Here is a 17,559-nt window from a genome sequence, read left to right on the forward strand (position 1 = left end):
AACGGCCCCTTTTCTTTTATCTAATAGTTCAAGCCTTGCTGGAGTGACGCTGCTGGCGCTCCATGTAGCGTTCTACATAAGAGCACGACGGTATCACCGTGTAACCCATCTGCTCGGCATACTCCAAGGCCCGCTCGGTCAGTGCTGCGGCAATCCCACGCCCGCGCAGGGCGTTGGGCACGAAGGTGCGATAGATGTCCAGCGTCTGCTTGCCCAGGTCCATGTACGTCAGATAGGCACGATGACCGTCCACGCTGGTCTCGAACTGATGACCGGCCTGGTCATGGTGGATGGTCAGCGCTTCGCTCATCACAACTCCTCGCAGGTCTTCTCGGCAGACCCATACCTTAACCGATGGTGGTTGATCCGGCATAGAACCTCTACGCCACCTGTTGCCCCTTGGACCGCAAGGCGCTTGCAATGGTTCTGCACCCGGCACTCACAAGATAGTAGGCGCGGCAGGCGGGATTGCTCAAGGTGGCAGCGGTTAAAAATGGCGAGAAACGGGGTTAAATCGACTCTTCCCGGTACGCCAACAGAAGCCGGATGTTCTAGCCCTTAAGACGCTGAAGGACAGCCAAAGTCACCGTTAGTTCAACAAAAAAGTTACCGTACTACAACCGCTTGCGCGCCTTGGCCGTTTTTTCCAGAAAAGCGTCGCAATGCGTGTCGGCGTGAGCTGGCGCAACATTTTTTTTGCAGTTCTTGCGCTCAGTCAGTTTACTTACTACAAGTAATGGGTACTATGTACGCCGGCCAGTTTCTCTATTCCGAGAGATGGCTCTTTAATAGAAAGTCCTTGAAGGGGAACACGATGAACAACGTTCTGAAATTCTCTGCTCTGGCTCTGGCCGCAGTTCTGGCTACCGGTTGCAGCAGCGTATCCAAAGAAACCGAAGCTCGTCTGACTGCGACTGAAGACGCAGCAGCTCGCGCTCAAGCTCGTGCTGACGAAGCCTACCGTAAGGCTGACGACGCACTGGCAGCCGCTCAGAAGGCTCAGCAGACCGCTGACGAAGCCAACGAGCGTGCTCTGCGTATGCTGGACAAAGCCAGCCGCAAGTAATAGTCCTCACGGATTGTTATGAAGCCGACCCACTTGTGGGTCGGCTTTTTTATTGCCGCTCAACACGCAGCGCACATACGAAAAGGCCTGCACTAAGGCAGGCCCTGGGCAGGTCGCGAAACCTTACTGCAATTCGGGCGGAATGCTCGTCACCATCGGTGCAGTACCCTGATTATCGACCGGCACGGCGATCTCGACAGGCATGCCATCTTCGGCGGCGACCACGTCGCGCACCATGTCCCAGTTCATCCGCAGGTTGTTCGCCAGGTCTTCACGCTTGAGCAAGGCATTGATGACCGCAGTGTGTTTGTCCACGACTGACGGGTTGCCCTGATCGTCCAGCGGAGTGTGCGCTTCGAGATAGACCTTGCCGGCACTGATACCGAACTTGTAGGGCTCGTTGATGATGCGTACCGGCGTACCGACCGGGACCATTTTCGACAGTTCGAGTACGTTGTTGTTGAGCATGCGGAAGCACCCATGGCTGGTACGCATGCCAATACCAAACTTCTTGTTCGAACCGTGAATCAGGTAACCCGGTACACCCAGGGTGAACTTGAAAGGCCCCAGCGGGTTGTCTGGGCCGGCAGGCACCACTGTCGGCAAGATATCGCCGTCGGCAGCATGCTCGGCACGGATAGAGGCCGGCGGGGTCCAGGTCGGATTCGGGGTCTTGGCGGTAATCTTGGTGTTGGCGATCGGCGAACCCCACCCTTCACGACCAATACCCAACGGGAAGGTATGCACCACGCTCTCCCCTTTCGGGAAGTAGTACAGGCGGTACTCGGCAAGGTTGATGACGATACCTTCGCGCGGGCCGGGCGGCAGCACATAGCGGGTCGGCAGGATGATCTCGGTGCCGGCGCCCGGTAACCAGGGGTCGACACCCGGGTTGGCGGCGATCATTTCCAGGTAACCAAGGTCGTTGGCGGTACCGATGTCGGCGAACGTGTCTTCGTACTTGGCCTTGATCACCTGCACCTGGCCGATAATGTCTTCACCAGGGGGTGGCAGTGGCAGTTCCAGCGCAGCAGCGGGGCCCGCTACCAGCAGGGCGGCCAGGGACAGGCTACGGGTGACGGCAGGAAAGCGCGGCAACATCCGGTAAATCCTTCGAAAGGTGGGTCAAGAGGATCGATTGTACACCCGCACCGATGCAAGCGGGAGGCATTGGCGGTATGCAAGCGTTTCAGATGATGAAAGGTGTGACAGTTTGCCCGTCAAAGCTGCGGCCACACCGGCCGCATGCCGCGCCGCTGGGCGTCGAGAATGGCACGGCACAGCGCGCACAGACGGTTGTCGCGGTAGATCGAGCGCTGCACGCCCGACCAGCGCGGCTGCGCGGGCAGCAGGCCGCCACACAGGGTACGGTCGACCGGCACGCCAAGCTCAAGCTGGCGAGCGGCCAGGTGGACGCGGATTTCCTGGCAGGCAAACAGGTCGAGCTGTTCGTCAGGCTCGATCAGTTGGTAGGCATAAAGGGACCAGGCAGGGCGCGGCATCGGGGGCTCTCGAAACGGGGGGCGCAACCTTAGCCGAAACCCGCCCCCGTTTAAAGCGTCACAGCAAGGGTTTTATCTTCGGCCAGGCATTTTCCAGCAAGCGCTGCTGGGCACCTTGCGCCGGATGGATGCCATCGGCCTGCATCAGCTCCGGCACGCCACCCACGCCCTCAAGGAAAAAAGGCACTAATGGCACCTGTTTTTCTGCCGCCAACTGCTCATACACCTGGGCAAACGCCGTGGTGTAGCGCACACCATAATTGGGCGGCAGGCGCATACCCAGCAGCAGCACCTTGGCACCCGCTTGCCGAGCGCTCTCGATCATCGAAGCAAGATTTTGTTGCAATTGCTGCGGCGGCTGCCCGCGCAGCCCGTCATTGCCGCCCAACTCCAGCACCACCACGGCCGGCTTGTGCGCTGCAAGCAGCGCCGGCAGCCGCGCCTGGCCTCCGGCGCTGGTGTCACCACTGATCGAGGCATTGACCACCTGATCATCGAAACCTTCGTCCTTGAGCCGGGTCTGCAACAAAGAGACCCACCCCTGGCGGCTATCCAGGCCAAAACCGGCGCTGATACTATCGCCAACCACCAGCACCGTTCCCGCCGTGGCGCTCTGGGCCAGGCAATACAAGGCCAGACCGGCACTCAACCACCACATTCGCATTGGATTCTCCATGGGCCCCAGCATTCTCGTTGCGCAGAACCTTAGCAAAGTGGTCCCCAGCGCGGAAGGCGACCTGACCATCCTCCACGCACTTTCTCTCGACCTCGCCCAGGGCGACAGCCTGGCCATCGTCGGCGCTTCGGGCTCAGGCAAGTCGACCTTGCTCGGCTTGCTGGCCGGCCTCGACCGCCCCAGCGCCGGCAAGGTCATCCTCGCCGGGCACGACCTGGGACCACTGGACGAAGACCAACGCGCCCGTGTGCGCGCCGAGCATGTCGGGTTCGTGTTCCAGTCGTTCCAACTGCTCGACAGCCTTAACGCACTGGAGAATGTCATGCTGCCGTTGGAGCTCGACGGGCGCCGCGATGCCCGCGAGCAGGCCCGCACCCTGCTCGAACGGGTTGGCCTGGGCAAGCGCCTGAGCCACACACCGCGCCAGCTGTCCGGCGGTGAACAACAGCGGGTGGCCATCGCCCGCGCCTTCGCCGCACAACCTGCCGTGCTGTTCGCCGACGAGCCCACCGGCAACCTCGACAGCCATACCGGCGAGCGCATCAGCGACCTGCTGTTCGAATTGAACAAGGAGCGTGGCACCACCCTGGTACTGGTCACCCATGACGAGCGCCTGGCCCGCCGCTGCCGGCGCCTGATCCGCCTGGACGCGGGGCGCCTGATAGCCCCCGTGGAGGTCTGAGCCCGATGACCAGCATGCCCTTCTCCCGACTGTGCGGCCTGGCATTACGCCAGTTGCTGCGCGACATCCGCGCCAGCGAAGTGCGCGTGCTGTTCTTTGCCCTGCTGGTAGCCGTAGCCGCCAGCACCGCAATCGGTTACTTCGGCGCCCGCCTCAACGGCGCCATGCAACTGCGCGCCAGCGAGTTCCTCGGCGCCGACCTGGTGCTGCAGGGCAGCTCACCGGCCCGCGACGAGCAGATCAGTGCAGGCACATCACTCGGTTTGCGCCACGCACAGCTGGTCGAGTTCACCAGTGTGGTGGGCGGCGATAGCGGCATCCAGTTGTCCAGCGTCAAGGCCGCCGACGGCGCCTACCCCTTGCGCGGGCAAGTCCGCAGCGCCGCAGCACCCTATGCCGAAGAAACCCCCGGCGGTGGCCCGGCGCCCGGCGAGGCCTGGGTAGAACCGAGGTTGCTGGCCGCGCTGGGGCTGTCGATCGGCGACAGCATCGATGTGGGCATGAAAACCCTGCGCATGAGCCGTGTACTGACCTACGAACCGGACCGCGCCAATAATTTCTACAGCCTGACCCCTCGGGTAATGATGAACCTCACGGACCTGCAGGCGACCGGGGTGATTCAGCCCGGCAGCCGGGTGACCTACCGTGACCTGTGGCGCGGCGACATCGACGCACTGGCCCAGTATCGCCAGGCCGTGGAAAAAGACCTGGCGGCCAGCCAGCGCCTGCGCGACACCCGCGATGGCAACCGGCAGATCGGTGGCGCCTTGAGCAAGGCCGAGCGCTATCTGAACATGGCCAGCCTGGTAGCGGTACTGCTGGCCGGCGTTGCCGTGGCCATGTCGGCCAGCCGCTACGCCGCACGGCGCCTGGATGCCAGTGCGCTGCTACGCTGCCTTGGCCTGTCCCGGCGGCAAGCGCTGGGCCTGTACTGCCTGCAACTGGCCATGCTTGGCCTGGTGGCAGCCGTGGCAGGCGCCCTGCTCGGCTGGCTGGCACAGCTGGGCCTGTTCCGGCTGCTGCATGGCCTGCTGCCGAGTGTGGTGCCACCGGGCGGCATCTTGCCGGCGCTCGCCGGTATGGGCACCGGGCTGGTGGCCCTTGCTGGCTTCGCCTTGCCGCCGCTCGCCGCCCTCGGCCAGGTGCCGCCGCTGCGCGTGTTGCGCCGCGACCTGCTGCCGGTGCCGCCCAGCAGTTGGCTGGTGTATGGCGCTGCGTTGCTGGCCCTGGGCCTGATCATGTGGCGCCTGAGCCTCGACCTGCTGCTGACGTTCGCACTGCTGGGCGGCGGCCTGGTCGCCGCAGTGGTACTCGGCGGCCTGTTGCTGCTCGGGCTCCGCAGCCTGCGCCAACTGCTGGTCGGCGCACCGCTGGCCTGGCGCCTGGGGCTGGGGCAGCTGTTACGTCACCCCTTGGCGGCCGCTGGCCAGGCCCTGGCGTTTGGCCTGATCCTGCTGGCCATGGCGCTGGTTGCACTGCTGCGCGCCGAACTGCTCGACACCTGGCAGGCGCAACTGCCCAAGGACGCGCCGAATCACTTTGCCCTGAACATCCTGCCAGATGATCGCGAACCGTTCGCCCAGCGCCTGCGGCAGGTCAATGCGGCCTCGGCGCCGCTATACCCGGTGACACCCGGCCGCCTGATCCAGATCAACCAGCAACCGGTGCAACAGGTCGTCAGCAAGGACTCTGCCGGCGAGCGGGCCGTACAACGCGACCTCAGCCTGACCTGGGCCGCCGAGCTACCCGACGGCAACGCGCTGACGGCGGGCAACTGGTGGCAGGCACTGCCTTCCGGCGATGAGGTGCCCGGTGTATCGGTCGAGGCAGAACTGGCCACCAGCCTGAAGCTGCAACTGGGCGACCTGCTGACCTTCGACATCGGTGGCCAGCAACGCCAGGCCCGGGTCAGCAGCCTGCGCAGCGTGCACTGGGACAGTTTCCAGCCGAACTTCTACATGATCTTCCAGCCTGGAACGCTGCAGGGGTTACCCACCACTTACCTCACCAGTTTCTACCTGGCCCCAGGTCATGACCTGGATGTGGTCGCCCTGTCCCGGGCCTTCCCGGCAGTGACCATCCTTCAGGTCGACGCCTTGCTTGATCAACTGCGCAGCATCCTCGCCCAAGTCACCCTGGCGGTCGAGTATGTACTGTTGTTCGTGTTGGCGGCGGGGCTGGCCGTGCTGTTTGCCGGCTTGCAGGCAACGCTCGACGAACGCATCCGCCAGGGCGCCTTGCTGCGTGCGCTGGGTGCGGCGCGGCCGTTGCTGGTCAAGGCGCGGCGTATCGAGTTTGGCCTTCTGGGCGCGGCCAGCGGGTTACTGGCCGCACTCGGTTGCGAGCTGATCACGCTGGTGCTGTACCGCTACGCCTTCGACCTGCAGTGGCACCCGCACCCATGGCTGCTGGTACTGCCACTGGTGGGGGCGGTGCTGGTGGGTGGCGCTGGGGTGCTGGGCACACGGCGGGCGCTCAATGCCAGCCCGTTGACGGTGTTGCGGGAGGGGTAAGAAACACCGTGAATGGCCGCTACAGGCAATCGCCGATCATTGCCCGTAGCGGATGCTGTTCACGTACCACGCCGCATCCCCGGTCGGGGTCTTCACCACCACTTCATCGCCCTCCTCCTTCTTGAGCAAGGCCCGGGCCATGGGGGAGTCGATCGAGATGTAGTCGTTGCGCCCATAGATTTCGTCATACCCGACAATGCGAAACTTCTTGGTCTCACCCTCGTCGTTCTCGATCTCGACCCAAGCGCCGAAAAACACCTTGCCCTCCTGCTCCGGCGAATAAGCCACCACCTTTACATCTTCAAGGCGTTTGCGCAGGTACCGCACCCGACGGTCGATCTCGCGCAACAGCTTCTTGTTGTACTGGTAGTCGGCATTCTCGCTGCGATCGCCAAGCGAAGCCGCCCAGGCGACCTTCTGGGTGATCTCGGGGCGGTACACGCGCCACAGGTGATCCAGCTCCTTCTTCAGGGCCTCATGACCTTCGGTGGTGATGATATTGGTGCTCAACAGCACTCTCCTCAACGGCGGGTAATCAGGCCTTGGCGAGCAATGCGGGTGAGATGGCCGATGACTTCGGCGGCCTCGGCAGAGGCCGGCGCCTGTATCACCGCCAGGTCGAAACGGTCGTTGCCGTACTGCGCAAGGTGGCAGCAGGTTTCGCTGAACTGGATGAGAAAGGCACGGGCCTGGCCTTTACGACGCGAAAGCCCTTCAAGGTGACGCAAAAGAGTGGGTTGATGCTGGCCACCGAGCAGGATACGCGGTGTGCGGGAAGCCTGGTTGGCAGGCAAAGGGCTCAAACAGACACTGGTACGTGGGCAACTCATGGCGCTTCTCTCAGCCTCGCGATTCCCGCTGGGCAGCGGTGGGAGGCGTCACCGAACCAGCGCTTTAGCGGTATTTCGGATGACCGGAGGGCCTTTCCTGCGCCCCGCAAGTAGCTGTTTAAATCGGCGCAGGCGGTATGCTAGAGCTACAAGCGCGAAGTTACAAGCCTCAAGCTGCATTGCTCAGCGCTTGGCTACCCGCTCCAGCACGGCACGCTCGCGGTTGAACGCCAGGAAGTACTTGTTGACGCTGTTGACGAAATTGACCGGGCCCATGCCGACCTGCTCCATGGCAATACGCTCGGTTTGGAAAAACCACTGGTTGCCGTTGAGCCCACGCCGACGCGCTTCGGCACGCATCGCCTGGACCCGCTCGGGCCCCAGGTTGTAAGCCGCCAGCACGAACGCCATACGCTCGCGCTCGTTGATCTGTGGGCTGGCAAAGAACTTGCGCCGGATCAACGCCAGGTAGCGGGCACTGGCCTGCACATTGCCGTCCACCGTGGCGGTATTGCTCACCCCTACCCGCTGGGCGGCCGAAGGGGTGATCTGCATCAGGCCGTGGGCCCCGCCTGTGCCGCGCGCAGCGGGGTTGAGTGTCGACTCCTTGAAGGCCAGCGCCGCCAGGTTGAGCCAGTCGATCTGCTGGGCCTGGCCATGCTTCTGCAGCACCGCACGTACCGCACTGAGGCGTTGGCGATCCTTGCTCGCCAAGGGGTTGTGTACCCGGTACTGGCGGCGGTAGATACGCTCGAATGCGGCGTCCTGGTTGTCCGGCGCGCGATAACCCTGAAGGAAGCGATCGACCGTGGCCAGCAATTGCGGCGCATCGCGCCCTACATACCAGCGCATGGCTTGCGGCGAGCCCAGGTGCACACGGCTGTCCAGGCGCAGACGCGGCATCACCCTGGCCCACCGCCGGGCAATCGGGCGCTCTACCACGGTCAGGTGGTAGATGCCGGCCTGCACCATCTCCAAGACATCCTCCACCGCCAGGGTCGAATCGACCCACTCCACCTTGATCGGCGCGCGCTTGCGCAGGGCCAGCTGCTGGTTCACCTGCTGGATCACCGGACCGGCAGCACTGGCACTGGTCAAGGCCACGGTGCGCCCGGACAACTGCTCGACATGGCTGAAGCTGCGCTCCCCCTTGCGCCCGACCAGCAACAAGGGCACTTGGTCCAGCACCGGCGCGCTGCTGCTGACACCGCGCACCACCACCGGGTCGAGCAGTTCACCGGGCGCCGCCAGGTCGCCCTCGCCGCGCTGCAACGCACCCAGCAACTGCTCCTTGGCCCGAGGGATAAGCTTCAGCTGAATCTGCTGCCCGTCACCTGCGCGGGCATTCAGGTAATGCTCGAGCGCACGCAGGCGGTAGTATTCGATGCCGACCGGCTCGCCCTTGACCTCGCCAGAGCTGTTGCGGCTTTGATTGACCAGCACCCGCAACACCTTGCTCGCCCGAACCTGCTGCAGGTCACGCAGCTTGCTGGGCGGGATGTTCTGCTGCGGCCCCGGCAGGCGCGCCTGGGCAGCACCGGCCATGGTCAGCCCAAGCATCAGCAGGAAGGTCAGCAGGTATCGCAGCATGCGAAAACGAGTCCGAGGTCGGTGGGCGGCACTCATGTGGCATGGCCGCCTAGTGATAAATGACGGCAGAAGACCACGGCAACCGCATGAAGTTCTTGGATTTTTCCGAGAAACGCGGATTTTGCTATGCTGGCCGCCCCGCGGCACGAGGTAGCACCATGCAACTGATCGATATCGGCGTCAACCTGACCAACAGCAGTTTCCACGACCAGCAGGCCGCCATTGTCGAGCGCGCCATCGAGGCTGGCGTGGCGCAGATGGTGCTGACCGGCACCAGCCTTGCGGTCAGCGAACAGGCACTGGAGCTGTGCCAGCAGCTGGATGCGGCCGCTGAACACCTGTTCGCCACGGCGGGCGTCCACCCCCACGATGCCAAGTCCTGGGACGCTGGCAGCGAGCGGCAACTGCGCCAATTGTTGAATGAGCAACGGGTGCGCGCAGTGGGTGAGTGCGGCCTGGACTTCAACCGCGACTTCTCCCCTCGCCCTCAGCAGGAAAAGGCCTTGGAGGCACAGCTGACGCTCGCGGCCGAACTGGGCTTGCCCGTGTTTCTGCACGAACGCGACGCCAGCGAGCGCTTGCTGGCCATCCTCAAGGACTACAGGGACCACTTGACCGGCGCTGTGGTGCATTGCTTCACCGGCGAGCGCGAGGCGTTGTTCGCCTACCTGGACCTGGACCTGCACATCGGCATCACCGGCTGGATTTGTGACGAACGTCGTGGGACGCACCTGCACCCGCTGGTCGGTAATATCCCTGGAGGGCGCCTGATGCTGGAGAGCGATGCGCCTTACCTGCTGCCACGCAGCCTGAGGCCCAAGCCGAAAAATGGCCGTAACGAACCGGCGTTTCTGCTGGAAGTACTGAGGGAGGTGGCGCTGCACCGGGGCGAGTCGATGGAACACACGGCAACCCATACCACCGCGGCGGCACGGGCATTCTTTCGGCTGAGCTAAGCCTGCATCGGGCCCCGTCGATACAGGCACCTCGGTTTTTTCTTGATACATATCAAGAACGGCTCTGGCAGGCGCAGGCACAATGATGGCACCTTGCCAATATTGTTTCCGCTCAACTCAGAGAAGACCTGCCCATGGGTGCCTGGCTTAGCAATATTTCCCTGAAGTACAAATTCTGGGCCGTCAACGCGGTGGCCTTTGTCACGACCCTTTTGCTGGTGCTGTACGCCGTGCATCTGGAGCAGCGCGCCCGTGCGGACGCCGCCCAGGCCCAAGCGGCGGCACAGGCCCAGCTGTTGGCAGCATGGCCCGTCGGGCAAACGCTGCCCCGCCAGGCCAATGTCATCACCTGGCTGCCAGGCCAGACCCCGACCTTTGCCGGCGAACCGCTGGAGGCCCTGCGCGATGCCCAGGGCTGGGTCGAACTGCCCGCTGCCTGGCTGCTTGGCGATAACCCCCTGCGCGGCGCCCAGGTGCTGCGCAACGGCGATCAGCAACTGGCCGTGCTGGCCCAGTCGCCGAGCGTACGCCAGGTGTTCTTCGAACGTTTCACCAACTATGCCGTGTGCGTGCTGATACTGATGCTGGCCATGCTTGGCGCCTCGCAGTTGCTGATCCGCTTTCTGCTCAGCCAGCTCAACACCCTCAAGGACGTCATGCTCCATGTGGAGAAGACCGGCGACCTGTCGGCACGCGTACCCCTGGCGTGCGGCGACGAAGTCGGCCAGATGGCGGGCGCCTTCAACGCCATGCAAGGCACCTATCACCGCGTGGTCAGCACTGTGGCCCACACCGCCGCACAGCTCGACGCCGGCGCCGCACGCCTGGCGGCGAGCATGAATGACGTACGCCACGGTATGCTCGGCCAGCAGAGCGAGACCGACCAGGCCGCCACGGCCATCAACCAGATGTCGGCCACGGTGCACCATATCGCCCAGCATGCCGGCGCCACACGCGACCTGTCGCAGACCGCCGATACCCTCGCCGGCAGCGGCCAGGAGGTCGTCAGCCGCGTTCAGGACTCGATTTCCGGGCTGTCCAGCGGCGTGCAGCAGACCGCCGAGATGATCCGCCAACTGGCCGAGGACAGCCAGAAGATCAATGGCGTGGTCGGGGTGATCCACAGCATTGCCGAACAAACCAACCTGCTGGCACTCAATGCCGCCATCGAAGCAGCCCGTGCCGGTGACTTGGGCCGCGGCTTCGCAGTGGTCGCCGATGAGGTACGCAACTTGGCCAAGCGCGTGCAGACGTCCACGGACGAAATCACCACCATGGTCTCGGCGCTTCAGTCCGGCACCCGCGATGCAGTCGAGTTCATGCAGGAGAGCTCGTACAAGGCTGACGATTGCGTCCGGCAGGCCCAGGCAGCCGGTGCAGCGCTGGCCGAGATCACCGGTGCGGTCGCGCAGATGCGCGAAAGCAACACCCAGATCGCCGTGGCTGCCGAACAGCAGAGCCAGGTGGCCGAAGAAATGAACCGGGCAGTGGTGAGTATCCGCGACGTCACCGAACACACCGTGCAACAGACCGTCGGCTCGGCCACCACCAGCAACGAACTGGCGACGCTGGCCGGTGAGCTGAACAAGGTGATAGGCCAGCTCAAGCTATAGCCCCCATTTACAGTCACGATAGCCAGCCTCGATTGGCCCCCTTCCGGGGGCCGCACTAAGCTTTGGACATGACCGAGAGGACCTGCCCATGAGCAAACGCCTACCCAACCTGCCCGCCTGGCAATGGCGCGGCTACCACCATAATCACCGTCACCCGGCCAACCTGGTACTGCACCTGATCGCCGTGCCGCTGTTCATTCTCGGCGCATTGCTGGTGCTGTCCGGCCTATTCGCCCTGGACCTGGGGCAGATCGCCGTTGGCGTCATCTCCCTGATTGCCGGCCTGGGCCTGCAGCGCCACGGGCATCGCCTCGAAACCGAACAACCGGAGCCATTCGCCAACCGCAAAGACGCCGTGCAGCGCCTGCTGACCGAGCAGTTCATCACCTTTCCACGCTTTGTGCTGAGCGGCGCCTGGTGGCGTGCCTGGCGCGAGCGGCACAAGCATCGCCGTTGACCCTGCCGCCCATTACGGCTAAGCGAAAACCGTCACCGTCTGCCGGCTCAATGCCAGCAACTCGCCCTCTGCGGACCACAGCGCGGCGGCGGCATGCCCATAACCCTCACGAGCGTGCTCGGTCTCGACGCAATAGCGGCACCAGTCCAGTGTCGACAACTGCGGTATGGGCTGGATGAATTCGATGGTCCAGGTCAGTGTGCTACCCGCCGCCGGCCGCTTCAGGTACGGCAACAGGCTGGGCGGCCAGGCATCTACCAGTGCCAGCAGATGAGCCTCGTTCAACGGCTCGTCAGCGATGTCCCGCAAGCGTACCCAGCCCCCCATCTGCCGCGAATCGTTGCCACTGAACGGCAGCCCACCAACCGCCCAACGCAGGGCTACATGGCGCATGAACTCTGGGGTCACACCTTTGATGTAGGGAAGCTCAGGGGCAGCCTGCTCCAGCGGCTTCATGGCAACCGCAGCCTTGGCCGGGACCTCGACCTCCGAGGAGCGACCCGCACCGAAATTGCCCTGCACCAGGGTGACGACCTGCCCCTCCTGCACCGCGCGGCCAAGCAAGGTACTGACCGCTTTGCCCTCACGCAGCACGTCGACCTCGAAACGGATCGGCACGTCAGCCGCAGCAGGCGCCACGAAACTGATCGCCAAAGAGCGCACAGGCCGATCATCGGCAAGCTTCAGGCGCATCGCTTCATAGACCATGGCGGCCATGAGCCCACCGAAGGCCGCGCGGCCCTGGGCCCATGACGCCGGTACCGAAACCGATTCAGGGTTGGCTCGAACGGCTTCGAGCAATTGGGTGAAGTTCATGGCAGGTGGGCTCCTGTGCCGTGGCGATCCGGGGCACGCCCTTCACGTGCCCTGCGTCGGGACATACTAACCAGCCACTCGGCTCCGTTCAGCCCGCATATCGGTCATTTGCCGGGCTATCGCTGTTTCAACGCCACCTGCAAGGCATCCAGCGTGACATCGGATTTGCCCTCGGCCTCCTGCAACTGCTGCTGCCAATCGAGCGTGCACACTGCCAGATCGGCGTCCTTGCGCGCTTGCAACAACCACTGCAGACGGTCATGCCACGTACCCAGGTCGCTCTGTGCCTTCTTCAACAGACGTTGCAGTTTTTTCCCGGCATGTTCAAGTTGCGGGTAGGCCTCATCGCCATAGCGTGCCCGCTTGATCAACAACCGTAGCCGATGCCGATCATGGGCGGGGTCCGCCAATGCCTTGCGCAGCTTGCGCCATTGCTTGCCGAGGCGTTTGTCGATGCGCTTGGCCAGCGCATCTACCAGGCCTTCGCGATCAGCCGCGCGCAGGAACAACGGAAATGCATCGACGATCGCCAGCAGACGGGCCAGCTGTGCGCAGCTCGCGACACTGGCAAAGGTACTGCCCCGCCCCGCCAACCGTCGCTGCGCCGCCTCATTCAAGCCCCGCCCGGACAATTCGGCCGCCAGCACCTCGCGGTCACGCAGCGGCGTCGTCAACGCCCCCAGGGCCTTGGCTGCGCCTTCCAGCTGTTCGACCCCCGGCAACCCCTGCAGCGGCCGCAGAAGGCTGCGCAAACGCCGTACAGCGATGCGCAGGTCATGCAATGCCTCGCTGTCGGTATCGGCAGCGAGGCGCTCACGGCAGGCCAGCAGGCGCACCTGCAAGGCCAGTATCTGTGACACCACGTGATCGACCATGGCAGACATGGGAAGCTCCTCGGTCAGCGGCCAGCGCGCGACTCACGAATGTAGAATCGCGCCTTCTCGGCCTTCTTGGTGCAACCTTCAAACCCCTCGAACTGCTGCTGGGTCTTGGCGCCGGTCAGCAGCGACAAGGCCTTGGAGTAACTGACAGTACCGGCGAAACCCTCGGCCTTGGCCAGGTCGAGCTCCTTCCAGGCGGCATCCAGCTGGGTTGCGCAGCTGTCACGGTAGGCCGTCTTGCCCGCACAGCCAGCAAGGGCCAGCGCAATCAGTGGAAGGCAGATCCAGGCTTTCATCGGTAATTCCTCAAAGTGAAAAGAGTGGCTGTTCGACGCACCTGCAATAGAAAAGTGCCCGCCAAGGCGCTTTGCTTAGCGTAGATCAGCGCGGTGTACATTGAAGCACAGGCAGCAATGGGTGCATTGTTAAACCATGGTTGCACAGGCTGAGGGAAAATCATGAGTAAACGCGTTGCGCTGGTACTGGGATCGGGGGGTGCCCGAGGGTATGCACACATCGGTGTGATCGAAGAAATCGAACGACGCGGCTACGACATCGCCTGCGTCGCCGGCTGCTCCATGGGGGCGGTGGTGGGTGGCATCTATGCCGCCGGCAAACTCGAAGAGTATCGCAACTGGATCGAAAGCCTCGACTACCTGGACGTCCTGCGCCTGGTCGATGTCAGCTTCCGCCTTGGCGCGATCCGCGGTGACAAGGTGTTCGGCCAGATCCGCAAGATCGTCGGCGAGATCAACATCGAGCAGTTGCGCATCCCCTACACCGCAGTGGCCACCGACCTTACCAACCAACAGGAAATCTGGTTCCAGGAAGGGTGCCTGCACCAGGCCATGCGCGCGTCTGCAGCAATCCCCAGCCTGTTCACACCGGTGATGCAAGGCAACCGCATGCTGGTCGACGGTGGCATTCTCAACCCGCTGCCGATCGTGCCGGTGGTGTCCAGCCACTGCGACTTGATCATTGCGGTCAACCTCAACGCTACCAACCAGAAGCAGTACCAATTGCCGGTGATCGAACGCCCGGCGGCATTCAAGATGCGCTTCGATTCGCTGCTCAGCTCGCTGGGTTCACGCCTGCCCTTCCGGCGCAAGCCGGCGGAAGAGCTGATACGTATCGAACAGGAAATCGTCGCCGAAGGGCTGGCGCCGCCCAGCCCGTGGCTGGCAGGTACTGCAGACCCGGAAGGCCAGCAGCCTGCGGCGGCCCCCGAACGTGAAGGCGCACCCAAGTCTGCTACCGGGTCATTCATCATCGACAACGTGGGGCCTGCGTCGCTGCTGGACCTGATCAACCAGAGCTTCGAAGTGATGCAGACGTCGTTGGCGCAATACAAGATTGCAGGGTACCCGCCCGATGTACTGATCAACGTACCCAAGCGCGTGTGCCGGTTCTTCGAGTTCTACAAAGCACCGGAGCTGATCGCTCTGGGTCGGGAGATTGCGCGGGATACGCTGGATAACTATGAAGGGGTGAAGCGCTAGAGGGCCGCTCAGGCCAGAAACAAGACAGGCCGCATTACGCGGCCTGTCTTGTCATGCAACGATCACTCAGTAACGGGTGATATCAGCATTGGCTTCCAACTGCTTGCGGTAGGCAGCGAAGTCCTGCTGGCCGGCACGCGAAGCGAGGTAGCGGCGAATCTGCTGCTTCTCTTCGTCGGTGGCCGCAGCGCCTTCGTTGACCCCTTTGAGCTGCAAGACCACCAGGCTGCCGTCGCCCAGCACCACACTGGTGTAGACCGGCTTGTCCTTGGCCTGCGGCTTGCCCAGGCGGAACACTGCCTGCAGCTCGGCCGGGTCGATGCCGTCCTCACCACGGGTCACTGCCTCGTAGGTTTTCCAGCCCTGCCCCTCATGGACGCTGTCAGCGGCAATGGAGCCATCACGCAGGCCGGCAATCAGCTTGTCCGCCTTGGTCTTGAGTTCGGCTGTCGCCTTCTCCTTGGCCAGGTGTTCGCTGATGTTCTTGGCCACGGCTTCCAACGGCAGCTGTTCCGGCTTGCGGTGCTCCTTGACGCGCAGCACCACGGTGGTTTCCGGATCGAGTTCGATGGCGGTGCTGTTGGCAGCCTCCTCCAGCACTTCCTCCGAGAACGCCGCCTGAACCACCGCACGGTTGGCAGTGATACCTTCGCCACCCTCACGGCCGAACGCGGCGGAGGTGTGCACCTTCAGGTTCAGGTCCTGGGCAGGCTGAGCCAGGTCGGAAGCCTCGTAGGCGGCATCCTGCAACTGCTTGCTGGCGTCGACGTAGCGCTGTTCGACCAGCGGGGTCTTCAAGTCACGGGTCAGCTTGTCCTTCAGGCTGGCGAAGCTTGGCACCTGCGGCGCCTCGACACCCAGCAGCTTGATCAGGTGGTAACCGAACTCGGTGCGCACCGGGGCCGATACCTGGCCATCTTTCAACTGGTACAAGGCATCTTCAAAGGCCGGGTCGTACACGCCAGGGCCGGCGAAGCCGAGGTCACCACCCGTAGTGGCCGAACCTGGGTCCTGGGAGAACTCCTTGGCCAGTGCGGCGAAGTCTTCACCCTTGGCCAGGCGCTGTTCGATCTCTTCGGCACGGGCCTTGGCCTGGGCATCGGTGACCTTGTCGTTGACCTCGATCAGAATGTGCGCGGCATGGCGCTGTTCGGCGAGGTTGGCGATTTCTTTCTCGTACTGGGCCTTGAGCTCGTCATCACTGACCTTGACCTGGTCAAAGAACACCGACTTCTTCAGCTCGATGTAATCGATGACAACCTGGTCAGGCGACATGAATTCCTTGGCGTGCTGGTCGTAGTGCGCCTTGACCTCTGCTTCGCTGACCTTGACCGCGGCCGGGTCGGCCTTGAAGGTCAGGGAGGCGAAATCGCGGGTCTGCTTCTCCAGGCGCGCGAACGCCTCGACCTGCTTGTCAGTGACGAAGCTGCTGCCGGCAAGGCCGGTACGCAGTTGGCCGATGAGCATTTCCTCGGCAAGCATGTCGCGGAATTGCAGGCGGCCATAACCCATCTGGCGAATGACCTGGTCGAAACGATCGGCGTTGAATTTGCCGTCAACCTGGAATTCCGGAGTCTGCAGGATCACTTGATCCAGCGCAGCCTCGGAGAAGGCGAACTTGGCGTCTTCGGCGCCCTGCAACAGCAGCTTGCGAGTGATCAGGCCCTTGAGCGCCTCATCACGCAGCAGCTTGTCATCCAGCAGCGCAGGGTCGAAATCCTTGCCCAACTGTTGGATCAGCTGGCGGCGCTGCATGTCGGTCGCCTGGCTCAGCTCGTTCTGGCTGATGGTCTGGCCGTTCACCTTGGCGGCGTCCTGGCTATGGCTGGCAGCCTGGAAAATGGCCTCGAAGCCGGTCAACGCCATCAACACGACGATAAGGCCGATGATGGTCTTGGCAATCCAACCTTGTGAATTGTCCCTGATATTTTGCAGCATGCGTCCCCCAGAAACGGCTGTACCACTGCGTCGACAACCGCGGAGCGTGGGTAGAATCCTGATAAAAGAAAGGCGCATCCGAGGATGCGCCTTTTCTTAGCAAACGTGTCAGGCGGGAACGTTTGCGACCCGCCTCACGTGCTCGAACCTGGCCAGGCCGGGTCCGGCTGAAAGAGACGACTTAGTTGACGGCGTCTTTCAGGCCTTTGCCAGCCTTGAAGCCTGGAACCTTGGCGGCTTCGATCTTGATAGCCTTGCCAGTTTGAGGGTTACGGCCAGTACGCTCGGCGCGATCCTTGACCGAGAAGGTACCGAAGCCAACCAGAACGACGTCGTCGCCTGCTTTCAGGGCACCCGTTACGGAGTCGATCACAGCATCCAGAGCCTTACCTGCGGTAGCTTTGGAAATGTCAGCCGATGCAGCGATAGCGTCAATCAGTTCCGACTTGTTCACTCTAAGTCCCCTTATTTCTCTAATGAGTTTGTTTCTAAGTATGTAATGAAAAGCGTATGTAACGTGCGCTGGGTGGCCTGATAACA

At 63.0% G+C, this 17,559-nt stretch carries 19 protein-coding genes; 7 read left to right on the plus strand and 12 right to left on the minus strand.

The window, feature by feature from the left end:
• Positions 1–28 precede the first annotated feature (28 nt).
• Entirely contained in the window at positions 29–310 is a 282-nt protein-coding gene (locus LOY26_RS17615; RefSeq protein WP_033699084.1) for a GNAT family N-acetyltransferase, read from the minus strand.
• Positions 311–814: 504 nt separating this feature from the next.
• Here LOY26_RS17615 and oprI point away from each other — a divergent pair.
• Positions 815–1,066, plus strand: coding sequence for an outer membrane lipoprotei OprI (oprI, locus tag LOY26_RS17620; protein WP_003259780.1), 252 nt, complete (start codon positions 815–817; stop codon positions 1,064–1,066).
• Positions 1,067–1,189: 123 nt separating this feature from the next.
• Here the strand turns inward: oprI and LOY26_RS17625 are convergent, their stop codons facing one another.
• The 3 genes from LOY26_RS17625 to LOY26_RS17635 form a co-directional block, all read right to left on the minus strand.
• Positions 1,190–2,167 (minus strand): L,D-transpeptidase family protein, encoded by a 978-nt coding sequence (locus tag LOY26_RS17625; protein WP_186655126.1) that lies wholly within the window; start codon positions 2,165–2,167, stop codon positions 1,190–1,192.
• A gap of 119 nt (positions 2,168–2,286) precedes the next feature.
• Positions 2,287–2,568: a hypothetical protein gene (locus LOY26_RS17630; protein ID WP_033699086.1), complete on the minus strand. Its 282-nt coding sequence runs from the start codon at positions 2,566–2,568 to the stop codon at positions 2,287–2,289.
• Positions 2,569–2,626: 58 nt separating this feature from the next.
• Positions 2,627–3,232, minus strand: a complete 606-nt coding sequence (locus tag LOY26_RS17635; protein ID WP_186663194.1) for an arylesterase — start codon at positions 3,230–3,232, stop codon at positions 2,627–2,629.
• Between the two features lie 10 nt (positions 3,233–3,242).
• Between LOY26_RS17635 and LOY26_RS17640 the strand changes: the two genes are divergently transcribed.
• Positions 3,243–3,926 (plus strand): ABC transporter ATP-binding protein, encoded by a 684-nt coding sequence (locus LOY26_RS17640; RefSeq protein WP_258713941.1) that lies wholly within the window; start codon positions 3,243–3,245, stop codon positions 3,924–3,926.
• Between the two features lie 5 nt (positions 3,927–3,931).
• Positions 3,932–6,439, plus strand: coding sequence for an ABC transporter permease (locus LOY26_RS17645; RefSeq protein WP_186663195.1), 2,508 nt, complete (start codon positions 3,932–3,934; stop codon positions 6,437–6,439).
• 36 nt (positions 6,440–6,475) lie between these two features.
• Here the strand turns inward: LOY26_RS17645 and greB are convergent, their stop codons facing one another.
• The 3 genes from greB to LOY26_RS17660 all read right to left on the minus strand — a co-directional run bounded on the left by greB (position 6,476) and on the right by LOY26_RS17660 (position 8,859).
• A complete protein-coding gene (gene greB / locus LOY26_RS17650; RefSeq protein WP_258713942.1) occupies positions 6,476–6,949 on the minus strand; it encodes a transcription elongation factor GreB in 474 nt (157 codons plus the stop codon).
• An 11-nt stretch (positions 6,950–6,960) separates the two neighbouring features.
• On the minus strand, positions 6,961–7,269 hold the full coding sequence (locus tag LOY26_RS17655; RefSeq protein WP_095063653.1) for a hypothetical protein: 309 nt from the start codon (positions 7,267–7,269) through the stop codon (positions 6,961–6,963).
• A gap of 183 nt (positions 7,270–7,452) precedes the next feature.
• A complete protein-coding gene (locus LOY26_RS17660; protein ID WP_258713943.1) occupies positions 7,453–8,859 on the minus strand; it encodes a transglycosylase SLT domain-containing protein in 1,407 nt (468 codons plus the stop codon).
• A gap of 158 nt (positions 8,860–9,017) precedes the next feature.
• On the opposite strand from LOY26_RS17660, the gene LOY26_RS17665 reads away from it, so the two are divergent.
• The 3 genes from LOY26_RS17665 to LOY26_RS17675 all read left to right on the plus strand — a co-directional run bounded on the left by LOY26_RS17665 (position 9,018) and on the right by LOY26_RS17675 (position 11,885).
• Positions 9,018–9,815, plus strand: coding sequence for a TatD family hydrolase (locus tag LOY26_RS17665; protein WP_258713944.1), 798 nt, complete (start codon positions 9,018–9,020; stop codon positions 9,813–9,815).
• A gap of 134 nt (positions 9,816–9,949) precedes the next feature.
• Entirely contained in the window at positions 9,950–11,428 is a 1,479-nt protein-coding gene (locus LOY26_RS17670) for a methyl-accepting chemotaxis protein (protein WP_186663200.1), read from the plus strand.
• An 88-nt stretch (positions 11,429–11,516) separates the two neighbouring features.
• Positions 11,517–11,885, plus strand: coding sequence for an Mpo1-like protein (locus LOY26_RS17675; protein WP_047581122.1), 369 nt, complete (start codon positions 11,517–11,519; stop codon positions 11,883–11,885).
• 18 nt (positions 11,886–11,903) lie between these two features.
• Here the strand turns inward: LOY26_RS17675 and LOY26_RS17680 are convergent, their stop codons facing one another.
• The 3 genes from LOY26_RS17680 to LOY26_RS17690 all read right to left on the minus strand — a co-directional run bounded on the left by LOY26_RS17680 (position 11,904) and on the right by LOY26_RS17690 (position 13,878).
• The gene (locus LOY26_RS17680) at positions 11,904–12,701 is read right to left on the minus strand and encodes an acyl-CoA thioesterase II (RefSeq protein WP_186655154.1); all 798 of its coding nucleotides are present in this window, start codon (positions 12,699–12,701) and stop codon (positions 11,904–11,906) included.
• 116 nt (positions 12,702–12,817) lie between these two features.
• Positions 12,818–13,585, minus strand: a complete 768-nt coding sequence (locus LOY26_RS17685; RefSeq protein WP_095063659.1) for a CHAD domain-containing protein — start codon at positions 13,583–13,585, stop codon at positions 12,818–12,820.
• Positions 13,586–13,599: 14 nt separating this feature from the next.
• A complete protein-coding gene (locus tag LOY26_RS17690) occupies positions 13,600–13,878 on the minus strand; it encodes a hypothetical protein (RefSeq protein WP_027593946.1) in 279 nt (92 codons plus the stop codon).
• Positions 13,879–14,040: 162 nt separating this feature from the next.
• Between LOY26_RS17690 and LOY26_RS17695 the strand changes: the two genes are divergently transcribed.
• Positions 14,041–15,081 (plus strand): patatin-like phospholipase family protein, encoded by a 1,041-nt coding sequence (locus tag LOY26_RS17695; protein ID WP_033699102.1) that lies wholly within the window; start codon positions 14,041–14,043, stop codon positions 15,079–15,081.
• A gap of 66 nt (positions 15,082–15,147) precedes the next feature.
• Here LOY26_RS17695 and LOY26_RS17700 read toward each other — a convergent pair whose 3' ends face one another.
• The gene (locus LOY26_RS17700) at positions 15,148–17,019 is read right to left on the minus strand and encodes a SurA N-terminal domain-containing protein (protein WP_186655158.1); all 1,872 of its coding nucleotides are present in this window, start codon (positions 17,017–17,019) and stop codon (positions 15,148–15,150) included.
• A gap of 181 nt (positions 17,020–17,200) precedes the next feature.
• Positions 17,201–17,473 carry an HU family DNA-binding protein gene (locus LOY26_RS17705; RefSeq protein WP_016485887.1) on the minus strand — a complete coding sequence of 91 codons (273 nt, stop codon included), beginning with the start codon at positions 17,471–17,473 and terminating at the stop codon, positions 17,201–17,203.
• Between the last annotated feature and the right edge of the window lie 86 nt (positions 17,474–17,559).

It is taken from the genome of Pseudomonas sp. B21-047 (assembly GCF_024748775.1).
Classification (GTDB): Bacteria; Pseudomonadota; Gammaproteobacteria; order Pseudomonadales; family Pseudomonadaceae; genus Aquipseudomonas; species Aquipseudomonas capeferrum.

Coding starts and splice junctions, on each gene's coding strand:
- LOY26_RS17615 (WP_033699084.1), bottom strand. CDS start 310: ATGAGCGAAGCGCTGACCATCCACCATGACCAGGCCGGTCATCAGTTC.
- oprI (WP_003259780.1), top strand. CDS start 815: ATGAACAACGTTCTGAAATTCTCTGCTCTGGCTCTGGCCGCAGTTCTG.
- LOY26_RS17625 (WP_186655126.1), bottom strand. CDS start 2,167: ATGTTGCCGCGCTTTCCTGCCGTCACCCGTAGCCTGTCCCTGGCCGCC.
- LOY26_RS17630 (WP_033699086.1), bottom strand. CDS start 2,568: ATGCCGCGCCCTGCCTGGTCCCTTTATGCCTACCAACTGATCGAGCCT.
- LOY26_RS17635 (WP_186663194.1), bottom strand. CDS start 3,232: ATGCGAATGTGGTGGTTGAGTGCCGGTCTGGCCTTGTATTGCCTGGCC.
- LOY26_RS17640 (WP_258713941.1), top strand. CDS start 3,243: ATGGGCCCCAGCATTCTCGTTGCGCAGAACCTTAGCAAAGTGGTCCCC.
- LOY26_RS17645 (WP_186663195.1), top strand. CDS start 3,932: ATGACCAGCATGCCCTTCTCCCGACTGTGCGGCCTGGCATTACGCCAG.
- LOY26_RS17655 (WP_095063653.1), bottom strand. CDS start 7,269: ATGAGTTGCCCACGTACCAGTGTCTGTTTGAGCCCTTTGCCTGCCAAC.
- LOY26_RS17660 (WP_258713943.1), bottom strand. CDS start 8,859: ATGCTGCGATACCTGCTGACCTTCCTGCTGATGCTTGGGCTGACCATG.
- LOY26_RS17665 (WP_258713944.1), top strand. CDS start 9,018: ATGCAACTGATCGATATCGGCGTCAACCTGACCAACAGCAGTTTCCAC.
- LOY26_RS17670 (WP_186663200.1), top strand. CDS start 9,950: ATGGGTGCCTGGCTTAGCAATATTTCCCTGAAGTACAAATTCTGGGCC.
- LOY26_RS17675 (WP_047581122.1), top strand. CDS start 11,517: ATGAGCAAACGCCTACCCAACCTGCCCGCCTGGCAATGGCGCGGCTAC.
- LOY26_RS17680 (WP_186655154.1), bottom strand. CDS start 12,701: ATGAACTTCACCCAATTGCTCGAAGCCGTTCGAGCCAACCCTGAATCG.
- LOY26_RS17685 (WP_095063659.1), bottom strand. CDS start 13,585: ATGTCTGCCATGGTCGATCACGTGGTGTCACAGATACTGGCCTTGCAG.
- LOY26_RS17690 (WP_027593946.1), bottom strand. CDS start 13,878: ATGAAAGCCTGGATCTGCCTTCCACTGATTGCGCTGGCCCTTGCTGGC.
- LOY26_RS17695 (WP_033699102.1), top strand. CDS start 14,041: ATGAGTAAACGCGTTGCGCTGGTACTGGGATCGGGGGGTGCCCGAGGG.
- LOY26_RS17700 (WP_186655158.1), bottom strand. CDS start 17,019: ATGCTGCAAAATATCAGGGACAATTCACAAGGTTGGATTGCCAAGACC.